Source organism: Nocardiopsis protaetiae (assembly GCF_045446735.1).
Classification (GTDB): Bacteria; Actinomycetota; Actinomycetes; order Streptosporangiales; family Streptosporangiaceae; genus Nocardiopsis; species Nocardiopsis protaetiae.
In genome coordinates this window covers 1-22599 of sequence record NZ_JBJJBV010000088.1, presented here as the reverse complement: position 1 = coordinate 22599, position 22599 = coordinate 1, and the positions used below count along the sequence as shown (strand labels likewise).

At 74.2% G+C, this 22599-nt stretch carries 11 protein-coding genes and 1 pseudogene; 3 read left to right on the top strand and 9 right to left on the bottom strand.

Features of this window, described 5'->3' with window-relative positions; all coding sequences use genetic code 11:
* Both ACJOT3_RS15370 and ACJOT3_RS15365 read left to right on the top strand, forming a co-directional pair.
* Positions 1–132 (top strand): annotated as a pseudogene (locus ACJOT3_RS15370) (IS5/IS1182 family transposase); the annotation flags it as partial.
* Positions 133–630: 498 nt separating this feature from the next.
* Positions 631–1122, top strand: a complete 492-nt coding sequence (locus ACJOT3_RS15365) for a hypothetical protein (RefSeq protein ID WP_406973238.1) — start codon at positions 631–633, stop codon at positions 1120–1122.
* 208 nt (positions 1123–1330) lie between these two features.
* Here ACJOT3_RS15365 and eccCa read toward each other — a convergent pair whose 3' ends face one another.
* The gene (gene eccCa / locus ACJOT3_RS15360) at positions 1331–5272 is read right to left on the bottom strand and encodes a type VII secretion protein EccCa (protein ID WP_406973240.1); all 3942 of its coding nucleotides are present in this window, start codon (positions 5270–5272) and stop codon (positions 1331–1333) included.
* Between the two features lie 310 nt (positions 5273–5582).
* On the opposite strand from eccCa, the gene eccD reads away from it, so the two are divergent.
* The gene (gene eccD, locus ACJOT3_RS15355) at positions 5583–6917 is read left to right on the top strand and encodes a type VII secretion integral membrane protein EccD (protein WP_406973236.1); all 1335 of its coding nucleotides are present in this window, start codon (positions 5583–5585) and stop codon (positions 6915–6917) included.
* Between the two features lie 77 nt (positions 6918–6994).
* Here the strand turns inward: eccD and ACJOT3_RS15350 are convergent, their stop codons facing one another.
* From ACJOT3_RS15350 to ACJOT3_RS15315, 8 genes are all read right to left on the bottom strand, one after another.
* A complete protein-coding gene (locus ACJOT3_RS15350; RefSeq protein WP_406973234.1) occupies positions 6995–9064 on the bottom strand; it encodes a WD40 repeat domain-containing protein in 2070 nt (689 codons plus the stop codon).
* 1 nt (position 9065) lies between these two features.
* Entirely contained in the window at positions 9066–11342 is a 2277-nt protein-coding gene (locus tag ACJOT3_RS15345; protein ID WP_406973232.1) for a WD40 repeat domain-containing serine/threonine protein kinase, read from the bottom strand.
* A gap of 16 nt (positions 11343–11358) precedes the next feature.
* Entirely contained in the window at positions 11359–13416 is a 2058-nt protein-coding gene (locus ACJOT3_RS15340; RefSeq protein ID WP_406973230.1) for a protein kinase domain-containing protein, read from the bottom strand.
* A 311-nt stretch (positions 13417–13727) separates the two neighbouring features.
* Positions 13728–14216, bottom strand: a complete 489-nt coding sequence (locus tag ACJOT3_RS15335) for a hypothetical protein (RefSeq protein WP_406973228.1) — start codon at positions 14214–14216, stop codon at positions 13728–13730.
* A 344-nt stretch (positions 14217–14560) separates the two neighbouring features.
* Entirely contained in the window at positions 14561–16639 is a 2079-nt protein-coding gene (locus ACJOT3_RS15330; protein ID WP_406973226.1) for an acyl-ACP thioesterase, read from the bottom strand.
* A gap of 121 nt (positions 16640–16760) precedes the next feature.
* Positions 16761–18833, bottom strand: a complete 2073-nt coding sequence (locus ACJOT3_RS15325) for a protein kinase domain-containing protein (RefSeq protein ID WP_406973224.1) — start codon at positions 18831–18833, stop codon at positions 16761–16763.
* Between the two features lie 13 nt (positions 18834–18846).
* Complete coding sequence (locus tag ACJOT3_RS15320; RefSeq protein ID WP_406973222.1) at positions 18847–20976, bottom strand: WD40 repeat domain-containing serine/threonine protein kinase; 2130 nt, start codon at positions 20974–20976, stop codon at positions 18847–18849.
* Between the two features lie 111 nt (positions 20977–21087).
* Positions 21088–22599: hypothetical protein (locus ACJOT3_RS15315; protein WP_406973220.1), on the bottom strand; the 1512-nt coding region annotated here is incomplete at its 5' end.

Below are 22599 nucleotides of genomic sequence, written 5' to 3'. Positions count from 1 at the left end.
CGCTCGCCGGGCGAGCGCGCGATCGCCCGGCTCAAGCAGTGGGACATCCTGCGCCGCCTGCGCTGCTGCCCGCAACGCGCCGGCCAGATCACCCGCGCGGTGCTGGTCCTTCAGCTCCGAGAAGCAGGATGAAAAAGGCTCACTCTGGGAAGGCAGTCGCATTCCCCACGACCCCATGATGTGTCTTCTCGGGCTTCTGCAGAATAAATGCCTTCTGCCTGCGAGAACGCCTTGGGATCCTGGTGCCGATGTGGCCGATGCAGGTCACATCAACGAAAGCCAGAGGGCGGCGGCCACGGATCGTGATGGAGGCGGCTATTTTTGTGCTCGCCCTCCCTGCTGTGATGAACGGTTAGGTGGCCGGGGCGAGAGATCTGTGGTCTTCAGGTTGCTCTTCCCTGCTTTGAGTGAGTTCCTTTTTAAGCCAAGGAGGTTTTTGCATGACAAACGGAGTCGGTATGGATCCTGTCGAGGGCTATGCAGGTCCTCTTGGTGGGGCGGACGACGAAGTGGAAAATTACATGGATATCTACGGGGGCAGGGCTTCCCAATTCAAAGAATACTTTAAGAGCAGTGGTGATGGGAGGTTCCGCAGTGCGTTGGGGGAGTCTGACTAGTAGGACATTTTCCTTGCTTCTTGCTTTCTTTGTCCTGATTCCTTTGCTTGGATGTTCGGATGTTTCCGATTCTTCGGGCACCGGAGCGGATGGGGGTGTGGAAGCTTGGCACGGGCCGGACTGGGTGCTTCGCACGGTTCGCCTTGCCGTATTGGATCGTATGGTTCATGAGCAAGGCGCGGATGAGGTTTTTGGTTCTGTCGGTGACGGACACGAAGTTCTGGTAGAGCATGGGATTCTGGTGTCGGAACAGGGCGGATACCGAGTAGAGCAGGATCCGGTTGAGTGGTCTCCTTGGGGAGAGATCCGGTCTGATGTCGACTCGATCGACGATGCCCTTGCTGAAATTTTAGAGTCAAATGTCGTTGGCTGGTGTGGGAAAGAGGAAAATGCGTTCGATTTCGCCCGAGCGTACAAGGACAGATTCTCGGGTGAGTTTGATTCGCAGGAGGAGTATCGCGATAGTATCGCCGATTATGTCGACTGCGGGGACGGGCGCCTGTGACCCTCGGTTCCTGTGAGTTTCCGAGGTTTCAGGCAACGACTTTGCCGCCGCCTATCCCGGTATCGACGGCGAGTCCTTCGAGACCATGGAGGAGTACGAGGAGGACATCGCCGAGTACGTGGACTGCGGAAACGGGCGGGCCGACGGCTCTTGAGGGGATCGTGAACGGCGGGCGGGGGAGGGCCGGGGCCCTCCCGCGCCCGGGCCGTCAGGCCGGGGGTTCGCTCCAGCCGACCTGGAGCAGGTCCGGGCGCTGGCCGCGGCGGGCCAGCAGGGCGCGCCCCGGCGGCAGCTGCCGGGAGGCGGTGCCGTTGGAGAGGCGGCCCTCCATGCGGTCGCCGGAGAACAGCACGCCCGGGCTGGCCATGTCGTTGACCGCCTGGAGCACCGGCTCGAACATGGCGCGGGCCGCGCCGCCGGTGCGGCGGGCCGCGATGACGTGCAGGCCCAGGTCGGCGCCCTGGGGGATGAACGGCGCCAGGGGCGCCAGCGGGTTGGTCCGCGACCCGATCATGTCCATGTCGTCCACGACGACGTACAGGTCCAGCCCCTTCCACCAGCTGCGTTCGCGCAGCTGCTTGGGGGTGACGTCCGGCCCGGGGAGGCGCTCCTTGAGCGACCCGGCCAGGTTCTTGGCGACCGCGGCGGTCTGCTCGGCGCTGGTGCAGTACGCCAGCAGGTACTCCTCCGGCACCAGCTCCAGGTGGCTGCGCCGGAAGTCGACCATGACGATGCCGACCTCCTCGGCCGGCCGCCGCATGATCTGCTTGACCAGCCCGCGCAGCAGGGCGCTCTTGCCGCTCTGCGGGTCGCCGAACACCACCAGGTGCGGGTCGCGGGTGAGGTCGGTGGTGGCCGGGGCCAGTGTGCTCTCGGCCAGGCCCAGCACCAGTTCCAGGCGGCGGCCGCGGGGCGCGCGGCGGCCCTTGAGCAGGTCGTCCAGCTCCACCCGGGCGGGCAGGGTCTTGACGCCCTGCACCGCGCTCTGCGGCCAGCGCTCGCCGACGCGGGCGACCAGGTCGGCCAGCCCCTCGGACAGGTCGGCGGCGGTCGCCGACCCGTCCACCCGGGGCAGCGCCACGTGGGTGTGGTGCTCCTCGGAGGTCAGGCCGCGGCCCGGGGTGTCCTTGGGGACCTCGTCGGCGATCTTGCGGCCGATGCCCGAATCCATGGGGTCGCTGAGCCGCAGCTCGAACCGGCCGCCGAACAGCGCCTGGAGCCGGGACCGCACCTGGGACGCGGCCGCCCCGGTGAGGATCGTGTGCACGCCCAGGGACGGGCCCCGGGTGGCGATGTCCATGAGGAACTCGTCGGCCTCGTCGAAGGTGTCCCGCACCGACGACCAGCCGTCGATCATCAGGAACACGTCGCCCGCGACGCTCTCGGGCACCGTCCCCTCGGCGCGCGCCCGGCGCAGCGCCGCCGGGGAGTCCAGCTTGTACTTGCGGAACGCCCGCTGGCGCCGGTCGAGCTGGGCGCGCACGTCCACCAGCACCCGCTGCACCTTCTCGGGGTCGGAGCGCCCGGCCACGCCCGCCACGTGCGGCAGTCCGTCCAGCGACTGGAGCCCGCCGCCGCCGAAGTCGATGGCGTACACGACGACCCGGCCCGGCGGGTACCGCCAGGCGAGGGAGGCGACCAGCGTGCGCAGCAGCGTCGACTTGCCGGACTGGGGCCCGCCCAGGATCACCACGTTGCCCTCGCCGCCGGTGAAGTCCAGCTGGGCGGGCACGGTGCGCTGTTCGCGCGGGATGTCGGTGAACCCGAACACGGCGCGCATCTCCTCGGCGGGCGGCTCGGTGCCCGGCCCCTCCGGAACGCCGGGGCCCTCCGCGCCTTCCGAGCCCCCCGCACCGCCCTCGCCCAGCGCGGCGAGCACGGTGTCCAGGGTGAGCACCTCGGGCAGCGGCGGCAGCCACACCGGCCGCACCGGCGACGCCCCCGAGGCGACCAGCCGGTCCACGATGACCTGGAGGATCGTCCGCTTCTCCTCCTTGGGCGCCTCCTGGCGCCCCTTGAGCGAACCGATCAGCGAGTCCACCAGGGACCCGGCGCCGGTGACCTTGTCCAGGCCGTTGTAGGACAGCAGCGGCAGCACCGGCTCGTGCTCGTCCTTCTCCTCCTGCGCGGGCGGCTCGTAGGGCCCCGACACCATCGCGGCCTTGAACCTCTCGAACACCGAAGTGTCCACCTTCAGGTACCCGGAACCGGGTTCGGGCGGCAGGTGGTAGGCGTCGCCCACCCCGATCGCCTCGCGGCTCTCCGCCTCGGAGAACGTGCGCAGGCCGACCCGGTAGGACAGGTGCGACTCCAGGCCCTTGATCTTGCCGGACTCCAGGCGCTGGGTGGCCAGCAGCAGGTGCACGCCGATCGACCGGCCGATGCGCCCGATCGCCACGAACAGCTCGGCGAAGTCGGGGTGGGCGGTGAGCAGCTCGGAGAACTCGTCGATGATGATGAGCAGGTGCGGCAGCGGCTCCAGCGCCGGATTGTTCTCCCGGGCCGCCTCGTAGGCGTGCAGGTTGGGCAGGTTCCCGGCGTCCTTGAGGATCTGCTGGCGGCGCACCAGCTCGCCGAACGTGGCCTCGCGGAACCGGGCCACCAGCGAGTCGTCGTCGGCGAGGTTGGTGATGAGCCCGGCGCTGTGCGGCAGCCGGTCGGTGTCGGCGAAGGTCGCGCCGCCCTTGAAGTCCACCAGCAGCAGCGCCAGGTTCTCCGGCGAGTGGTTGATGACCAGCGACGCCACCATGGTGCGCAGCATCTCGGACTTGCCGGAACCGGTGGCGCCGACCACCAGCCCGTGCGGGCCCATGCCGCCGAACGCCGACTCCTTCAGGTCCAGCAGCACCGTGTTGCCGCCGGGCCCGATCCCGATGGGCACCCGCAGGTAGTCGCCGGTACTGCGGCGCACCCAGGTGCGGCGGGTGTCGAGGTGGGCGACGTCGGGCACGCCGAGGATCTCGGGCAGGCCGACGGTGGCGTGCATGGCGTCGTCGCCGTCGGCGGCGGCGATGCCGTAGGGCGCCAGGAACCGGGCCAGGGTGGTGAGGTGGGCGACGTCGGCCCGGTCCGCCCGGCCCTCCAGCGGCGGGTGGAGGGGTTCCCCGTCCTCGTTGGTGCGCGCGTCGCCGTCCTGGGTGAGGACGCCGTCGGCGTCGATGCGCAGGCGCAGGTCGACGGCCTCGGGCTCCTCGCGCTTGTCGGAGACCAGGGCGATGATGTGGATGCCCAGGTCGGCCAGGGAGGCCACCGGGGGTTCGGCGGCCAGCCCGGACAGGGTGGACTGGTGCTCGCCGTCCAGGACCACCACGAGCCGCTGCGTGCCCGGGCCCGGCGGGCGGCCGCGCCGCCGCTGGAGGTCGACGGTGCGGCGTTCGATCTCGTCGGCGAGGAGTTCGGCGGCCTGCACGGTGTTCCCGGCGACGAAGCGCGCGGGCATGGGCCCGTCCTTGGCGTCCTCGAACGTGTTGTGCGGCAGCCACTTGAGCCACTCCCACCGGTCGCGCAGCCGCTGGTCGCGGACCACCCCCACCCGCAGGTCGTGCGGGGAGTGGAACACGGTGAGCTGGGCGATGAGCGCCCGCACCAGGGACCGCCCGGCGGCCCGGTCGCCGACCACCGACACCACGCCGTACTCGCGCAGCGGCAGCACCAGCGGCATCTCGGGCACGTCCGCGTACAGCTCGATGAGCTGGTCGGCGGCGCCCTGGCAGACGGGGTCGTAGACGATGAGCGGCGAGGAGGTGTCGACCTTCAGCCTGAGCCGCCGGGCCAGCGGCCGGGTGCCCGAGCCCAGGCGCGCGTCCAGGAAGTCGGGGTCGGTGGCCCGCCGCTCCCAGCGCCGGGTGCGCGAGCGCGCCGGTTCGGTGAGCAGGTCGGGGGAGGGGTGGCGGAACGCGTTGTCGGCCCGCTGGGTCGAGGCGACGTCCCGGACGATCTCGCGCAGCTGGTCCAGGTAGTCGAGGTAGCGTTCGCGCTGCTCGCGGATGCGCTTGCGGGGGCCGTTGTGCTGGGCGACGAACATGATGATGCCGACGACCACGCTGGCCAGCATGATCATCACCCCGGCGACGGCCATCAGCGGCCGGTGGCCCATGGTGATGGACATCAGCAGCGAACCCGAGCCGGTGATGATCGGCATGATGATCATCGCGCCGGAGCTCGACGCCGGCGCGTTCTCGGGCATCTGCGGCGGGGCCGCGATGACCAGCGGAGATGTCCCGGGGGCGGGGGGAACACTGCGGGCGGGCCGGGGGACCGTCCTCGTCGCCACGGGCACCTCTCTTCCGTCCACCTACGAAGGCACTGGTGTCTGGTTACAGGGGGCTGGTGTCTGGGTGACTACGCTAGGCATGATCTCGCGAACGCCGCGAATCGCCTAATTTCACTTCAGTCCCGCCCCCGACCGGCCATAACGCCGCAAAAGGCGTCCGAGCCGAGACGACGAAGGAACGATAGGTGTGAGTGGATACTGCCGGGTGACCGTCACCGGTCCGGAGCGCTGGGCGGACCTGGCCCTGCCCGGGACGGTGCCCGTGGCCGCGCTGATGCCGCGCATCGTGGAGGTCTGCGCCCCCGACACCGAGGCCCTGGAGCCCGCGGCCTGGACGCTCACCACCGTCGACGGCGCGCCCGTCCACCCCGACGAGCCCCTAAAGGGCGCGGGGGTGCACGACGGCGACGTGCTGCTGCTGGAGCGGCGCACCGCGCCCGGGCGCCCGGCGCACGTGGACGACGTGCGCGGGGCGGTCGAGGACCGGATCGACGGGACGGCGCGGATCTGGAACCCCACCACGACGTTCGCGTTCGGCCTGCTGGCCGCGGTGATCGGGCCGCTGGCGGTGCTCGGCCTGGCGATGCGGCTGCACCCGTCGTCCTGGCACCTGGCGGTGGCGGTGCTGGGCACCCTGTTCGCGATCGGCGCGATGGTGGCGGCCGCCCGGCGGCCGCTGCCCGCCGTCGCGCACGTGCTGTTCGCCGCCTCCTGCGTGTGGGGCGGAGCGACGGCGGCGACCGCCGCCGGGCTGCTCACCCGCTCCGAACCCCTGGTGACACTGGCGTTCGCGCTGGTCGGGGCGCTGCTGGTGGCGGCGGTCGGCTGGGCGCTGCACGAGACGGGCCTGCCCTACATCGCCGGACTGGGCGTGGTGGCGCTGGCGGCCGCCGTGCTGGTCGTGGTGGGCATCTTCGTGTCCCCCGTGTACGGGGCGCGGTCGATGGGGATCGCCCTGGCGCTGTGCGTGGGCCTGCTGCCGCGGGTGGCGATGGTGATGGGCGGGCTGTCCGGGCTCGACTACGAGGTGGGCCGCTCGGGGCAGGTCGCCACGGAGAGGTTCGAGGACACCTTCACCAACAGCGACCGGCTGCTGCTGGGCATCGTGACGGGCGCGGCCGTGGCGGGGGGCGCGGTCGTGGTCCTGCTGGGGGTGCTCGCCCAGGGGCCGCCGGACCTGCTGCTGTGCGGTCTGCTGTCGACGCTGCTGGTGCTGCGCTCGCGCCTGTTCGACCGGATCCGGCACGTGCTGCCGCTGCGGCTGGCGGGCGTGGTGGGGTTCGGCGCGACCGGGTTCGCGGTGGTCGGCGGGTACGGGTCCCTCGCCGCCTGGTTGCCGGGGGCCGCGCTGCTGGCGGGTGTGGTGCTGGCGTCGCTGAGCTGGGTGCGCCTGACCGACGTGCCGCGCGCGTCGCTGCGCCGGCTCCTGAACTGGACGGAGATCCTGGTGGTCATCGCGATGTCGGGGGTCTTCGCCTGGGGGATGGGGCTGTTCGCCCTCGTCGCCCGCATGACCGGCTGACGGGCTGATCGGCTGATCGGCTTACCGGTGGGCCGACGGAACGGCCGAGGGCGGGACCGCGGACGGCGGGCCGCGGGTCAGGGGAAGAGGGTGTCGACCTCTTCGAGGGTCTCCGGGTCGAGCAGGACCACGGTGTCGTCCCCGGTGGCGGCGGCCACCGGACCGCCGTCCGGGTGGAAGGCCATCCGGTGGTAGCGCTGTGCGTCCGCCGGGAGGACGTCCTCTCCCGTGGCCATGTCCCAGACGTTGGAGCGGCCCGCGTTGTCGCCGTCGACCTGCCCGCCCCAGGAGACGAACACGCGGCCGCGTTCGGCGTCCAGGGAGAGGGTGTGGACGCCGGGGTTCTCGAATCCGTCGTATCCGGGCAGCGCGAACGACGCCACCTCGACGCGCTCGACCGTGTTCCACCGGACCAGCCGGTCGTGCACGACGTGGACGACGTCGTCGGTCCCCGGCACGGGGACGAACGTGAACCCCGAGGTCGGGCGGACGGTGTGCAGGGCCTCGCCCGTGTTCACGTCCCACACGGTGATCGCGCCGCCGGCCAGCGCCGCCCCCCGGTCCGCGTCCAGGAACGCGGTTGCGTGGGTCATCGATGATTCCAGGAACAGGGCGGGCTCGGTGCCGTCCGGCTCGAAGAGCAGCGCCTGCTGCCCGTACGTTCCCACGAGGACCCGACCGTCGGGCCCGACGGCGACGGACTTCGCCTCGGCGGGGCGCCGCCCGAACGGCCCGTTCATCGGCTGTTCCTGCTCGAAGTGGTCGGTCGCCGTGCCGGTGAGCAGGTCGTAGCCGACGACCCTGAGACCGTTGTTCTCCGGATCCCGGTATTCGAGAACGACGACCGTGCACCCCAGCGGGGAGAAGACGGGACTTCGCGGGAAGCGGTCCGGGCTGCTCACGTGGGCGACCGGGGTCTTCTCCCGCCAGTCCCACAGGGTGGCCCCGTGCCGGGCGGCGCTCGTGGCGAGGAGGGTTCCGTCGGGGGAGAAGGCCAGGTCCTGGGCGGCGAACCCGCCGGACACGTTCTCGGGCGGTGCGAACCCGGTGGCGTCCGAGCAGTCCGGGGTGTCGGTGGCGGTCGGGGCGGCCTCTTCGGCGCTCCCGGTCCCCTCCGTGGCGCGGTCGCGCAGCAGCACCGCGCCGGTGGAGGCGATCGCGGCCAGGGCCAGGCCCGCCGCCAGCAGGGGGAGCAGCGGACGCCGGGCGGGGCGCCCGTGGCCCGAGGTGGCCGTGGGGGTCGCCGGGGCGGGTGGGGAGGCCGGGCCGTCGAGCATCCGCACCAGGTCGGCGGCGCTGGGCCGCAGCCGCGGATCCGGGTTCAGACATAGGTCCACCAGGGGGTGGAGCAGCAGGGGCACCCCCTCCGGACCGGCGATGGACACGAGCACCTCGGCCCAGGAGCGCACGTCCTCGGCGGCCGCGTCGGCGTCGGCGGCGGGCACCGGCCCGGCGAGCATCACGCCGTTGCCGTTGCGGCCTGCGCCGCCCCCGTTGCCGCCCTCGCGTTCCCTCCCGCTGCCGCTTCCGCTGCTGCTCCGGCCTACGCCGTCGTCCCCACGTCCGCCCGCGTTTCCCCTCTCGCGCCCGCTCCCGCTGCTACTGCGGCCTGCACCGTCGTCCCCATGCCCGCCCGCGTTTCCCCTCTCGCGCCCGCTCCCGCCCGGTCCTGCTCCGTCGTTCCCACAGGTGGTCCCCTCCCCGTCACCGGTCCGGCCCGTCAACACGTCCCGTGCCGTGAACGGCCCGTACGCCGCCCCCGCCGCGTGCAGGTCCGCCAGTCCACGCGCCAGGCCCAGGGCCAGCGCGGGCAGGGCGTTCCGGTCGGGCAGGCCGGTCGGGCCCTTTCCGCTCAGGCTTTCCCCGGACCGGAACGCGGCCGCCCACGGGGCGGCGCCGTGCGGCTCGGCCGCCGCGAGGGGGGCCAGGTGTGCGCTCCGGGCGGTCCGCACCGCCTCGATCCGGCGGGCGAAGGCGGTCCGGAAACCGGGTTCGGCGGCCCGGCCCGGGCGCACCACCGCCAGGGTCACGGCCGCGCCGTCCTCGCCCTCGGCGAGGTAGCGGCGCACGTCGGCGTCCTCGCCCAGCCGCCCGAGCAGCCGGAAGGCGCCGATGACGGGCGGGTCGTGCGGGTGCAGGGGGTCCATGTCAGCTCCCGGGGGTGCGGCCGAACTCGGCAACGGCTTCGAGGGTGGCTGCGTCCAGCACGACCACCGAGGTGCCGTCGACGGACAGCCCGGCGACGAGCGTGCCGTCCGGGTGCACCGCGATGTCGCGGACGTGCCACGGGTCGCCGTCGAAGGGCACCCGCTCGCCGGTGGAAAGCTCCCACGCGGTCAGTACGGGGGAGTAGTGCCCGGTCTCGTCGTCGTAATCGTCGAGGAGGGCGTGCACGAGCTCGGTGCCCGCCGCTTCGATCTCGCCGAAGCCGAACCCCTGGTCGTCCGGCGGGGCGAGCACCAGGGGGTCCTCCCCGGAGGCCGGGTCCGCCAGGACGATCCCCTCCTCGTGGAGGTAGAGGAAGAGATCGTCGGTGGGCAGGGCCAGCGAGTCCCTGGTCGAGGCCGCCGCGGCCTCCGGCCCCTTGAACACCTCGGCGCCGGTCACGGTGTCCACGACCACCGAACGCTCCGGCCCGGTCACGGCGAGGCGGCCGCCGTCGGGGGCGTAGGCGATCCCCTGGGTGCCGCCCTCGAACACGGTCGTGATGTCCCCGGTGGCGAGGTCGATCACGTGCGCCCCGTCGCCGACGGACCCCTCGGCGACCGCCAGGTCCGTCCCGTCCGGCGAGAACGCCAGCAGGCCCACCGGCAGCCGGGCCTCCTCGGCGTAGACGGTGTGCTCGCCGGTCCGCAGGTCGAACACGTGCACCCCGCCGGACTCGGAGGGGTAGCCGAACCGGCAGCCGTCCGGACTCACCACCGGCAGGGCGGCGAAGTCGGGCAGGTCCGCCCCGACGTACGCCAGCTCCTCCCCGGTCTCCGTGTCCCACAGCGCGATCCCCTCGGGATGGGAGAGCGCGAGCACGTCCCCGCCCTGGACGAACACGGGGACGGGGTAGGAGTGGACGTCCAGGTCGTGGGTGTCGGCGCCGGGGACCTGCGGCTCGGAGCGGGCCGCCTCGACGTACTCGGGCGCCAGGTCCCCGGGCAGGGAGCAGCCGGGAGCCGGGCCCGGCCCGCCCGAACCCGACCCTGCCGAACCCTGGGCCTGCGATCCCGGGTCTCCGCCCTCCTCCTGTGCGCTGCCCAGGCCCCCTCCGGCCCCCAGCGACGCCCAGGCGCCCAGCCCGGCGACCAGCACCAGGGCCGCCGCCCCCGCCCCGACCGCCAGGGCCCTCCGCCCCCGGGACACGCGCCACCCACCGGCCCCGTGCGCCGCCGGCGCTCCACCGGTCCCGTGTGCCGCTGCCGCCCCAGCGGCCCTGTATGCACCCGCAGCCTCACCGGTCCTGTGCGCCACCGTCGTGTCGTCAGCCCCGTGCATTGCTGCCGCCCCAGCGGTCCCGGTGGGGGCCTCTACCGCGGTGTCGTCGGGCCGGGTGAGCTCGGCGGTCTGTTCCGCCACCCCCTCGACCAGGTCCGCCGCGGCGGCGGGCAGCCACTCCCCGGCCCGTGCGGCCGGGGCCACCGGGCCGCCCAGCTCCTCCAGCACCCGGGCCGCCGAGGGGCGGTCGGCCGGGTCCTTGGCCAGGCAGGCCGCCACCAGGCCGCGCAGTCCCTCGGGCACCCCGTCGAGCACCGGTTCCTGGTGGGAGATGCGGAACACCACCGCCGCCGGGTGCCCGTCCCCGAACGGCCCGGTCCCGGTGAGCGCGTAGACCAGCACCCCGCCCAGCGCGAACACGTCCGTCGCCGCCGTCGCCCCGCCCCCGTCGACCTGTTCGGGCGCCATGTACCCCGGGGTGCCCGCCACCAGGGTCTCCTCGTCCGCGTCCTCCTCCAGGGCGCGGGCCACCCCGAAGTCGATCACCTGGGGCCCGGAGGCGGAGACCATCACGTTGCCCGGCTTGAGGTCCCGGTGCACCGTTCCCAGGCCGTGCACCCGCTCCAGGGCGGCGGCCGTGCCCCGGGCCAGGAACCGGACCGCCTCCTCGGGCAGCGGCCCGGTCTCCCGGACCAGGTCGTGCAGGGTGGGCCCGGCCACGTACTCGGTGGCCATCCACGGCGGCGTTCCGGCCGGGTCGGCGGCCAGCACCCGGGGGGTGAAGTCGCCGCGCACCCGCCCGGACAGCTCCAGTTCGCGGGCGAACCGGCCCCGGAACCCGGGGTCGTAGGCGAACTCGGCGCGCACCGCCTTGACCGCGGCGACGTCGCCACCCGGGCCGGTGCCCAGGTACACACGGCCCATGCCGCCCGCACCGAGCAGCGCGGACAGTCGGTAGGGGCCGATCTCGCGGGGGTCGTCCGCTGAGAGGGGTCGCATGGTCGGGTCCTTCGCCTCAGGACATTTCTCGGATGACGGTGAGGTCCTCGCCGTCGAGGACCATCAGCAGGCCGCGGCCGGTGTCGACGGCGGCCACCACCTCGCCCGCGGGGTGGACCCCCACCGGCGCGGGCAGCAGGGCGTCGCCGTCGCGGAGCACCTCCCCGGTCGCGGTGTCCCAGACGGCGCCGTACGGTTCCCCGGAGGCGGCGGAACCTCCCACCGCGCCGTAGAGCAGCGTGCCGTCGGGGGAGAAGACCAGGGACTCCACCGGCCGGTGACCGGCGCCGGGAGCGTCCATGTCCCTGATCCCGCCGCCGGTCTCCAGGTCGATCAGGCGCACCCGGCCGTCGTCCAGCAGCGCGAGGACCGAGGGATCGGCCGGGTCCAGGCCGAACGTCAGCCCTCCCGGGCCCTCGAAGTAGTGGACCCACTCCCCGGTGGCGGTGTCCCAGACCCCCACGCCCAGAGCCGCCTCGCCCATGCGCGTGACCGCCTCACCGACCAGGAACCTCCCGTCGGCGGTGTACTCCATCCGCCGCAGGGACCCGGCCAGGCCGATGTCGCGGACGACCTCGCCGGTGCCGACGTCCCAGACGGTGACGGCGTTGCCGTCCTCGTAGTCGTCGTCGCGGGTGGTGAGCGCGGCCGCCGCGGTGCCGTCGGGGGACACGGCGGGCAGGTTGTACCCGGTGACCCCGGGGTCGTCGGAGGTCAGCGTGGTGACGAGGGTGGCCCCGTCGTCGTCGAGGATCTCCAGGCGGTCCCGGTGCGCGGCGGCGATCAGCCCCCCGGGGCCGACGTCGCTGTCCAGCGGCGTCGGGTCCAGGTGGCCGACCGGCTCCCCGGCCCGCCAGTCCCACACGGAGAAGGACCCGGTCCCGGTGACGTACAGCCGTTCCCCGTCGGGGGAGAAGGTGATCTCGTCGGCCGACCACAGCTCGGGGTCGACCTCGGTCGACGCGAAGGCGCTGTTGGGGATGCCGCCCTCGGGCGCCTCCCCGTGTTCTCCGGCGGCGCCGCTCCCGTCGCCCTCGGCGCCCGCGGCGGGGTCGGCGGGGTCCGCCGCGCTCCCGGGCAGGGCGGTGAGCACGTACCCGCCCCCGGCCAGCAGGACCAGGGCGGCCGCCGCGGCCCCCGCGATCAGCGCGGGCCGCCGCCACCGGCCGCGTTCGGCGGGCTCGGCGGGTTCGGAGCCCTCCTGCTCCTGGAGGAGACGGACCTCCTCGGTCACCGGGGCGGGCAGCCAGGCCTGCGCGGTGTCCGGCATCGGCACGTCGGCCAGCGCGGCCAGGACCGCGGCGGTGTCCGGGCGTTCGGCCGGGTCCTTGGCCAGGCAGCGGGCCAGCAGGTCGCGCAGCGGTCCCTCGGGGACCACGCCGAGATTCGGCTCGTCCGAAAGGATCCGGCGCAGGGCCGCCCCGCCCCGCGCGGGACCGAACGGGGGTTCGCCGCCCGCGGCGAACAGCACCGTTCCGGCCAGCGAGAACACGTCGCTCGCCGGGGACACGTCCCGCCCGGTGATCTGCTCGGGCGAGGTGTAGGCGGGGGTGCCGAAGGTCTGCCCGGTGCGGGTCAGCACCGTTCCCTCCACGGCCCGCGCCAGCCCGAAGTCGATCACCTGCGGCCCGCGCGGCGACAGCAGCACGTTGCCGGGTTTGAGGTCGCGGTGCATCAGCCCGGCCGCGTGGATGGTCCCCAGCGCCCGGGCCAGGCCGGACACCAGCACCGGCAGGGACTCGGCGGGCAGCGGGCCGTGTCCGAGCACCGCCTGCTTGAGGGTGGGGCCGGGCACGTACTCGGCGGCCATCCACGGCACCTGCGCGTCGGTGTCGGCGTCCACCACCGCGGGGGTGAAGGGCCCGCGAACCCGGCGGGCGGCGCGCACCTCGCGGGCGAACCGGGCGCGGAACTCGGGGTCGTGGGCCAGGTCGTCCTTGACCAGCTTGACGGCTGCCAGGTCGCCGCCGGGGGTGCGGGCCAGGTAGACCCTGCCCATGCCGCCCGCGCCCAGCCGGGCGAGCACCCGGTGGGGGCCGACGGTGCGGGGGTCGTCGGGGGTGAGGGGGTACACGGGAGGGGTTCCTCACGGCGTCGGGTCCGGTAATGCCGTACAGGGTTCAGGGGGCGGAGCAGGGTCGGGGCACGGATAAGTTACCGCCCGGTTCGGCACGCGCGGCGACCGGTGTCCACATGTGGACTCCAGGGTGTGCTTCCACGCACACTCCGAGTCGCCGTGCCGCGCCGCGTCGAACCGCTTACGTGCCGCCCCGATACCGGATCGAAGCGCTTCCGCGGCGTACCTCATGAGCATCTGGGGCGCCGTGTCATACCCGCGCCGGGCTGTGCCGTCCCCGTGCCGCGTCGAAGCGCCTCCGTGGGCGGTCACTCCTGGTGCGGGGTCTCCTCCTCGCTCTCCTGCGCGGCGGCCTCCAAGGCACTCGCGGCGACGTCGCGCCGGGCCGCGATCCGGCGGCGGCGCCGCGCCTCGCGCAGGGACACCCCGACGATGCGGGTGGCCACCACCGCGCCGATCACCGCCAGCGGCAGGACCAGCGCCGTCACCGGCTGACGGATCCCCTCGTAGCGGGCGCCGGAGGCGTCCAGCACCAGGAACCCGGCCGGGCGCGCCCGCACCGCGCCGACCCCGCCCGCCCCGTCGCCGCCGGTGGCCAAGAAGCGCCCCGACCCGCCGCCCATCAGCGTCAGCGCCGCCACCCGGGCCACGGGGACGACCGTCGTCGCGCCGTTGGAGATCGGTGCCCCGAACACGGTCTCGGCCCGCGCGGACCCGCCGGTGCGATCGATCAGCCCGGACAGAGCGGCCACGGCCGGGTGGCGTGCGGCGCGGCGCGCCGCTGCGGATTCCGACATGTTGGTTCGTCCCCCCGAGAGTGAAAGCGGACTTTCACGCTATAACGCCCACCCGCGCGCGGGGCGGAATCCGCGCCCGCTGGCGCGTTCCGGCCACCCGGTCACCCGCCTGCCCGGGCCGGGGGCCATCCGTCTGCGCCGGTCGGCGGTGACCAGGCGAAGCTGCGCGAGGCCGCCCTGAAGGCGGCCGAGGAGCTGCTCGCCTCGGTCGGCTGATCAAGTCTGACTAGCTCTAGTCAAGTTTGATCAACTCTAGTCAAGATTGACTACGCCTAGTCGAACTCGACCGATCTCAGCTCGGGTCCGGCGTTCGCGGGCCGTCCGGCGCCCCGGCGGGTGGAGGCTCAGAAGAGCGGCTCACCGGGTTCGAGGGTGTCCGGGTCCACCAGGACCACGCGCTCCTGCGGGGTGATGACCACCAGCCCCTCCCCGTCCGGGTGCTCCGCCGCCTGCCGGAACCGCAGCGGCTCCCCGTCCCCGCCCTCGGCCCCGGCCAGCAGGTCCTCGCCGCTCTCGATGTCCCACACGTACGCGGTGTCCAGGGCGGTCCCGTCCCCGCCGTCCTCCGTGGCCTCGAACGTGTACCAGTCCGCGTACAGCCGCCCCCCGTCGGGGGAGAGCCCCAGGTGCGCCAGGTAGACGGGCATGTCGGTGTTCACGAACCCGTCCATCGTGAACGACCGCACCTCGCGGCGCAGCACGTAGTCCCACCACACCACCCGTTCCCCGGCGATGAAGACCACCTCGTCGGTGCCGGGGACCACGAGGAAGTGCGGCTGGGTCATGTCCCGCACGGTGTGCAGCTCCCCGCCGTCCCGCACGTCCCACACCGTGATCACCCCGGTGCTCGCCGTGGCGATCCGCTCCGGGTCGGGCATGAGCGCCCGGTTGGCCGGCTGGTCGACCGCCTGCCTCACGGGTTCCCCGGTGGCGGTGTCCACCAGCCCCACCTTGGCCCTGTCGATGCGGCCGTCGAGGGTGATCGTCATCAGTGAGCCGTCGGGGCTGAACCCGAGGTGGCGGACCCCCTCCGGGTCGTCCACCCACACCCCGTCGGGGCCGCTGGGCCCCCGCTGCGGCCCCAGGTGTTCGACGGTCGTCCCCGAGGGCAGGTCGAACGTGGTCGCCATGGTCACCGGCGCGTCCATGCCCTCGAACCCGCGCTGGACCCCGGCCGCCACCAGGCAGCCCGTGGGCGAGAACACCACGTCCAGGGGGCCGTCGACCTCGGGCAGCCGGGCGACCTCCTCCCGGGCCGCCCAGTCCCAGACGCTCAGCCCCCTGGTGGTGAGCACCGCCAGCAGCTCCCCGCTCGGGTCGAAGGCCACCGACCGGGCCCCCGCCTCCTCCCCGTCCAGCGTGTCCTCGGGGGCGGGGTAGGCGACTCCGTCCGAGCACGGGGCGCCCTCGGACATCACCGGCGTCCCGGGCTCCTCCTCCCGGCCCGCGTCCGGCCAGGCCCACACCCAGAGCAGCCCGGAGACGGCGGCCAGCGCCACCGCCCCGGCCGTCAGCGCGACGGCCCGCCGCCGGCCCGGCCCCCCGCCCAGGAACCCGCGCAGCCCCGACCCGGACCCCGACCCCGGTCGCGGGTCCGTGGCCGCCGGGGCCTCCCCCGCGGCCGCGATCACCTCCCGCTGCTCCCCGGCCCGGGCACGGACCGCCGCCAGCACCTCCGGCGGCCAGGGGTCGGCCGCGCGCGGCCCGCCGAGCATCCGCACCAGGTCGGCGGCGCTGGGCCGCAGCACCGGACTGTTGCGCAGGCACGCGTCCACCAGGCCGCGCAGTTGCAGCGGCACTCGGGGCAGCCCCTCGGGGCCCTCCAGCCCGCTCGCCGCGTACGACACCGTGGCCGCCCACGCGAACACGTCGGTGCCCGGACCGGTGCCGCCCTCGGGGGCGGCGAACGACGGGTGCGGTGCCCGCCGGTCCACCCCGGCGACCGCCCACTCCAGGCCGGGGTCGGCCAGCAGCGCCCGCTCGGTGGTGACCAGCACCCCGTCCGGCCACAGCGACCCGTGCGCCCGCCCTGCCGCGTGCACGTCGTCCAGGGCCAGCGCCAGGTGCAGGGCCAGCGCGTGCAGGGCGTCCACGGACAGCGGGCCGACCCCGGCCACCAGGTCGGTGAGCCCCATCCCGTAGGCGTGTTCCACCGCCACCCACGGCACGGCGCCGCGCAGGTCGGCGGCCAGCACCGCGCACACCCGGTCGCTCTCCAGCCGGTACCCGGCCTCCACCAGCTCGCCGAACACGGCGCGGAACCGGGTGTCGGTGGCGTGCTCGGAGCGCACCACGTGCACGGCCGCGGGCGGCCCGCCGGGGACGGAACCCAGGTAGACGCGTGCGTAGGCGTCCTCTCCCAGCCGGGAGTGGAGCCGGTAGGGGCCGACGGAGGGCGGGTCGTGCGGGTGCAGGGGCTGCATGGTCCTTCAGGGGCTTCCGGGGGCTGCGGGCTTTCGGGGTGCGGGGCAGGGCGGTCGGCGGGGCGGCCGACGGTCCGGTCGACCGACATGGTCAGACGACATAGTCGACCGACCTGGTCGGTCAGCCGATGCGGTCGAGCAGCCGCATCCGCGCCGGGTCGATCACCCAGACCGGCGCGTTGTCGATGGGGACGGCGGCGAGCACCTCGCCGTCGGGGTGCACGGCGAACGACCCGATGAACCCCTCGTCCTCCTCCTCGGTGATCTCCCGCCCGGTGGACAGCTCCCACACCTTGGTCCCGTACAGCGGCAGGTCGTCCTCGGTGATGACGAAGCCCGTCCCCTTGTAGTTGGCGTACACGCGGTCGGCCGCCGGGTTCACGGCGAGCTCGCTGACGACGCTGTCCTCGGGGACCCGCGCGGTGAACTCCCCGAGCCGCTCCCCGTCGGGCAGGGAGGTCCGGACGATCCGCCCGTCCTTGGTGACGTGGAACATCTCCGAGCCGGAGAACGCGATGTTGTCGCCCAGCGTGGAGTTCACCCCGTCCAGGGTCAGGACCTCCTCCCGCGAGTCGGCCTCCCACACGCTCATCATCCCGTTGAAGTCCGCGCCGACGACGTGCCCGCCGTCGGGGGTGGTCCGGATCTCGTGGGCCGAGCCCGTCCCCCGGTCCGCCCCCCTGTACACACCGAGGACCTCGTCGGTCTCGAAGTCCACCTCGATCACGGCGGCGTCCGAGCGCCAGTCCGAGTACAGCAGCGACCGCCCGTCGGCGGCGAACGCCACCGTCTCGACCTCGGTGCCCTCCTGGAGAACGCGGTGCTCCCCGGTCTCGACCGTGATCACGTGGGCGCCGTCGTCGTCGGCGTAGGCGATGCGGCAGCCGTCGGGGGACACCACGGGGAGCACCCCGAAGCCGCCCGTCTCGATGCCGATGAGGCCCAGTTCGGTCCCCTCGCGCCAGTCCCACAGGGCGATGCCGCTGTCGCCGCCCGCCACCAGGACGTCGCCCTCGGGGGAGAACGTCGGGGTGAGCAGCTGCGAGCCGGGTGCCAGCGGCCGCTCCCGGGCGGCGTCGGCGTACTCGGGGGCGATGTGCTCGGCCAGGTCGCACCGCTCGCGGGCGCCGGGGCCCTCCTCGGGCTCCGCGCCCTCCCCGCCGGAGGACGCCACCGCCGCCCAGGTCCCCACCCCGCCGACCAGCGCCAGCGCGGTGGCGGCCGCGCCCGCGGCCAGCAGCCTGCGGCGCCGCCGCCGGGACCGCTCCAGCGCGTGCTTGTCCAGGGGGTGTGCGTACACCGACGTCCCCACGGCCTCCCGGTACTCGCGGGCCGTGGCGGCCAGCAGCTCCGCGGCGGCCGGCGGCAGCCACGCCTCGGCCGACTCCGCGGGCGGGACCGGGCCGCCCAGCACCTCCAGCACCTCGCCGGTGGTCGGCCGCCGCGCCGGGTCCTTCTCCAGGCAGGCGGCGACCAGCGGGCGCAGGGAGTCGGGCACCCCGGTCAGCACCGGGTCGCGGTGGGTGATGCGGTACAGCACCGCCGACGGGTGGCCCTCGCCGAACGGGCCGCTGCCGGTGAGCGCGTAGATCAGCACCCCGCCCAGCGCGAACACGTCGGACACCGCCCCGCCCGGTTCGCTGCGCACGTTCTCCGGGGCCATGTACCCGGGGGTGCCGATGATCCGGCCGTCCTCGCCGTGGGCGTCCCCCAGCGCGCCCGCGATGCCGAAGTCGATCACCTGCGGGCCGGACGAGGAGACCATCACGTTGCCGGGTTTGAGGTCGCGGTGCACCATCCGGCCCGCGTGCACCCGGCCCAGCGCCTCGGCGACGCCCCGGCCCAGGAACCGGACCGCCTCCTCGGTGAGCGGGCCGGTGAGCTGCACCAGGTCGTGCAGGGAGGGGCCCATGACGTACTCGGTGGCCATCCACGGCACCTGCCCGGCCGGGTCGGCGTCCAGCACCCGCGGGGTGTAGGGGCCGTGCACCCGGCGGGCCAGGTCCAGTTCGCGGGCGAACCGGCCGCGGAAGTCGGGGTCGTAGGCGTACTCGGCGCGCACCACCTTGACGGCGGCCACGGTGTCGTCCGGGCCGGTGCCCAGGTAGACGCGGCCCATGCCGCCCGCGCCGAGCAGCGCCCGGATCCGGTAGGGGCCGACGGTGCGCGGGTCGCCCAGGGTCAGTGGTCGCATGACAGGGGGTCTCCTAGGTGAGCTCGGCGACGATGGCGTAGTCGCCGTCGAGGATCAGGATCCGGCCCCCGCCGTCGGCGGAGACCGCCAGGTGCTCCCCGTCGGGGTGGGCCGCCAGCGGTCCGTACACCGCCACGTCGGCGTCGCGCACCAGTTCCCCGGTGGCGGGGTCCCACACGCTGCCCCGGTCGTCGGCCCACCCGTAGGCGGCGCCGTACAGCAGGCCGCCGTCGGGGGAGTAGCCGAGCCCGGTGACCCGTTCGTGCTCCTCGGACGGGGGGTCCATGGTGCGCAGCACCTCGCCGGTGGCGATGTCGACGACCCGCACCTCCCGCTCCCGGTTGTGGACGGCCATGGTCCGGCCGTCGGGGGACAGGGCCATGTAGCCGATCACCCCGGCCTCCCCGGCCAGGGTGTGCACGACCTCGCCGGTTTCGGCGTCCCAGACGGTCACGTCGGCGGGGTCGTCGGCCCAGTCCGTGACGATGCCCACCAGGTAGGCGTCGTCCACGGCGAACTCCAGCTGGCTGAGCGCCCCGTCCACCGGGATCTCCAGGTCGCCGGGCTCCCCGGTCCCGGCGTCCCAGATCTGGATGAGCCGGTCGTTGTCGGGGTTCCCGCCCTCGGCGGCCAGCACGGCCACCCGGGACCCGTCGGCGGTGAACGCGGGCATGTCGTAGAAGCCCCGGTCCTGGTTGTCGTAGCCGAACCGGGTGACCTCCTCCCCTGTCCCGGCGTCCCACAGCGCGACGTATCGACCGGTGAGGCCGTAGCCGACGGCGGTCAGCCCGTCGGGGCGCAGGTCGGCCGCCTCGGGCGCGGGCGAGGTCAGGGACCGCAGCAGCTCCTGCTCGCGCCAGTCCCAGACGGAGACCCCCGACATCCCGAAGACGTACAGGGTGTCCCCGTCCCCGGAGAACATCACCTCGTAGATCCAGCCCGACAGGGGGGACACCCCGTTCTCGGGGGGTGCGTCGGACGGGCTCGGCGACGGGTCGGCGGCGGCCGCCGCCGAGGGGTCCGACCCCGGTCCGGCGGCCGGCGACCCGCGTTCGGGCAGGGTCAGGGCCAGCGCGGTACCGCCCAGCAGGACCACGGCCGCGACCGCGGCGGACACGGCGGTGATCCGGCGCCGGGTCCGGGACCGGTCGTCGGGCCCGGCGGGGCTCCCCGTCCCGGCGGTCCGCACGACCGCCTCCGGTCCCGGCACGGTCGGCGAGGGCGGCTCCATCTCCTCGGTGGTGCGCTCGGCCTCCTCCACCGACCGGGTCCGGTTCATCTGGAGGTCGATCTGCTCGGTCACCGGCGAGGGCAGCCAGCCGTGCTCGGCGGCGGGCAGCGGCAGCGCCGTCAGGGCGGAGAGGATCTCGGCGGTCTCCGGGCGCGCGTCCGGGTCCTTGGCCAGGCAGCGGGCGAGCATGTCGCGCAGCGGCCCCTCGGGTGCCGCCAGCAGGTTCGGTACCCCGGTCATCACCCGGCGCAGCACCCCGCCGACCGCGCCGCCGCCGAAGGGCGGTTCACCGCTCGCGGCGAACAGCACCGTCCCGGCCAGCGAGAACACGTCGCTCTTGGGGGACACCCCCTCGCCCACGATCTGCTCGGGCGAGGTGTAGGCGGGGGTGCCGAAGGTCTGCCCGGTGCGGGTCAGCACCGTGCCCTCCACCGCGCGGGCGATGCCGAAGTCGATCACCTGCGGCCCGCGCGGCGACAGCAGCACGTTGCTCGGCTTGAGGTCGCGGTGCATCAGCCCGGCCTCGTGGATGGTCCCCAGCGCCCGGGCCAGGCCCAGGGTGAGGACCAGCAGCGACTCCGGCGGGAACGGGTCCCCCGACAGCACCGCCTGCTTGAGGGTCGGCCCCGGAACGTACTCGGTGGCCATCCACGGCACGTCCGCCTCGGTGTCGGCGTCCACCACCGCGGGGGTGAACGGCCCGCGCACCCGCCCAGCGGTGCGGACCTCGCGGGCGAACCGCGCCCGGAACAGCAGGTCGTGGGCCAGGTCCTCGCGGACCACCTTGAGCGCCGACAGGTGTCCGGCCGGGGTCCGGGCCAGGTAGACCTTGCCCATCCCGCCCGCGCCCAGCCGGGCGAGCAGGCGGTGGGGCCCGATGCGCTGCGGATCGTCGGGGGACAGTGGTCGCACGGCGGACACGTTCCTCACGGGGGCGGGGTACGGGGCGGGGAGGGTCCCCCGCCAATGTAGCGGCCCCGTGATGAACCGTGTGTGACGTGACCGGACCCGGACCCGGCGTGATCATTCGGTCAACAGGCCCATGAGCGTCAGTTCCATGTCGTACACGGCGATCTCGCCCGTCTCCTGGCGCACCCCCGCCAGCCGCGACCCGTCCGGCGAGATCGCGATCGGGTACAGCGCGGGCGGCGACCACCGGGTCTCCTCCGGGGCTCCGCTCTCGAAGTCCCACACCGCCAGCCCCGCGTCGGCGGTCCCCGGGCCCAGCAGGGCGGCCAGGACCAGGTCGGTGGAGGGGCTGTACACCACGTCGACGGGGACGCCGTTGCCCTGGGCCGGGACGAACTCGCGCACCTCCCGGTCCGTGCTCGGGTCCATCAGGAGCACCCGGTCGCCCCGGGGCACCAGCATCCCCTCGTCCCCCGAGACCACGTCGAAGGCGCCCGCCCCCGCCCCGCTGCGGTCCCGTATCACGCCGATCCGGTGCCGCCCGGAGGTGCGCCAGGCGACGACCCCGCCGCCGGCCTCCCCGGCCGCCACCGTCTGCCCGTCGCGCGTGTACCGCACGTCGGCCAGGGCGCCCGACCCGGACAGCGAACCGGTCTCCTCCCAGGACACGGTGTCGTACAGGTGCAGGTAGCGGCGCTCGGGGTCGCTGTCCGTGGCCAGCGCCAGCTCCCCGCCGTCGGGGCTGAACGCCGTCGCCAGCACCGGCATCTCCGCGGCCACCGCCCGGGTCCGCCCGGTGGCCAGGTCGGTGACCAGGGCACCCTGCCGGGAGGCCTGCGAGACCAGGCAGCCGTCCGGGCTGAACGCCGCCGGGGCAGGCGGCAGCAGCGCGCGGTCGTTGGGCAGGTGCGCCACGGGCAGCGAGGACCGCCAGTTCCACAGGGTGACCCCGGCGTTGGTCGCCACGGCCAGGGTCTCCCCGTCCGGGGAGAACGACAGCTCCACCAGGGTGTCGGAGGAGAAGTCCACCTGCGGGTCCTCGGGCGGGGGCAGGTCCTCGACGGGGCCGTTGTACTGCGGGCAGGACGCCGCGGCGAATTCGGACCCGCCCTGCGAACCGGTCAGCGTGTACACGCCGACCACCCCGAGCAGCAGCAGGACCGAGAGCACGGCGCACAGCCGCAGCAGCGTGCGCCCGCGCCGCCGGGGCCCGGGGGCGGCGGCCACGGGGAAGGGGTCGAACCCCGGCCGGGGCAGCGGCCCCAGGACGGGCGCCGCCACGGAACGGTAGGACTCCTCGGCCCGGGCGACCACCGCGCGGGCCCGGGGCGGCAGCCAATCCGGTTCCGGGGGGTCCTCGGGCAGCGGTCCGCCCAGCGCGTCGAGCAGGCGCTCCGCCGTCGGCCGGTTCTCGGGGAGCTTGTCCAGACAGGCGTCGACCAGGTCGCGCAGCGCGTCGGGCAGGCCCGACAGGTCCGGGGGCTCGCGCAGCACCCGGCGGACCACCGCGGCCGGGTCGTCGGGGCGGTCGGGCGGGCCCGCGTCGAAGGGGGTGCGGCCGGTCGCGGCGAACAGCAGGACCGCGCCGAGCGAGAACAGGTCCCCGGCGGGCAGGACGGTGCGCCC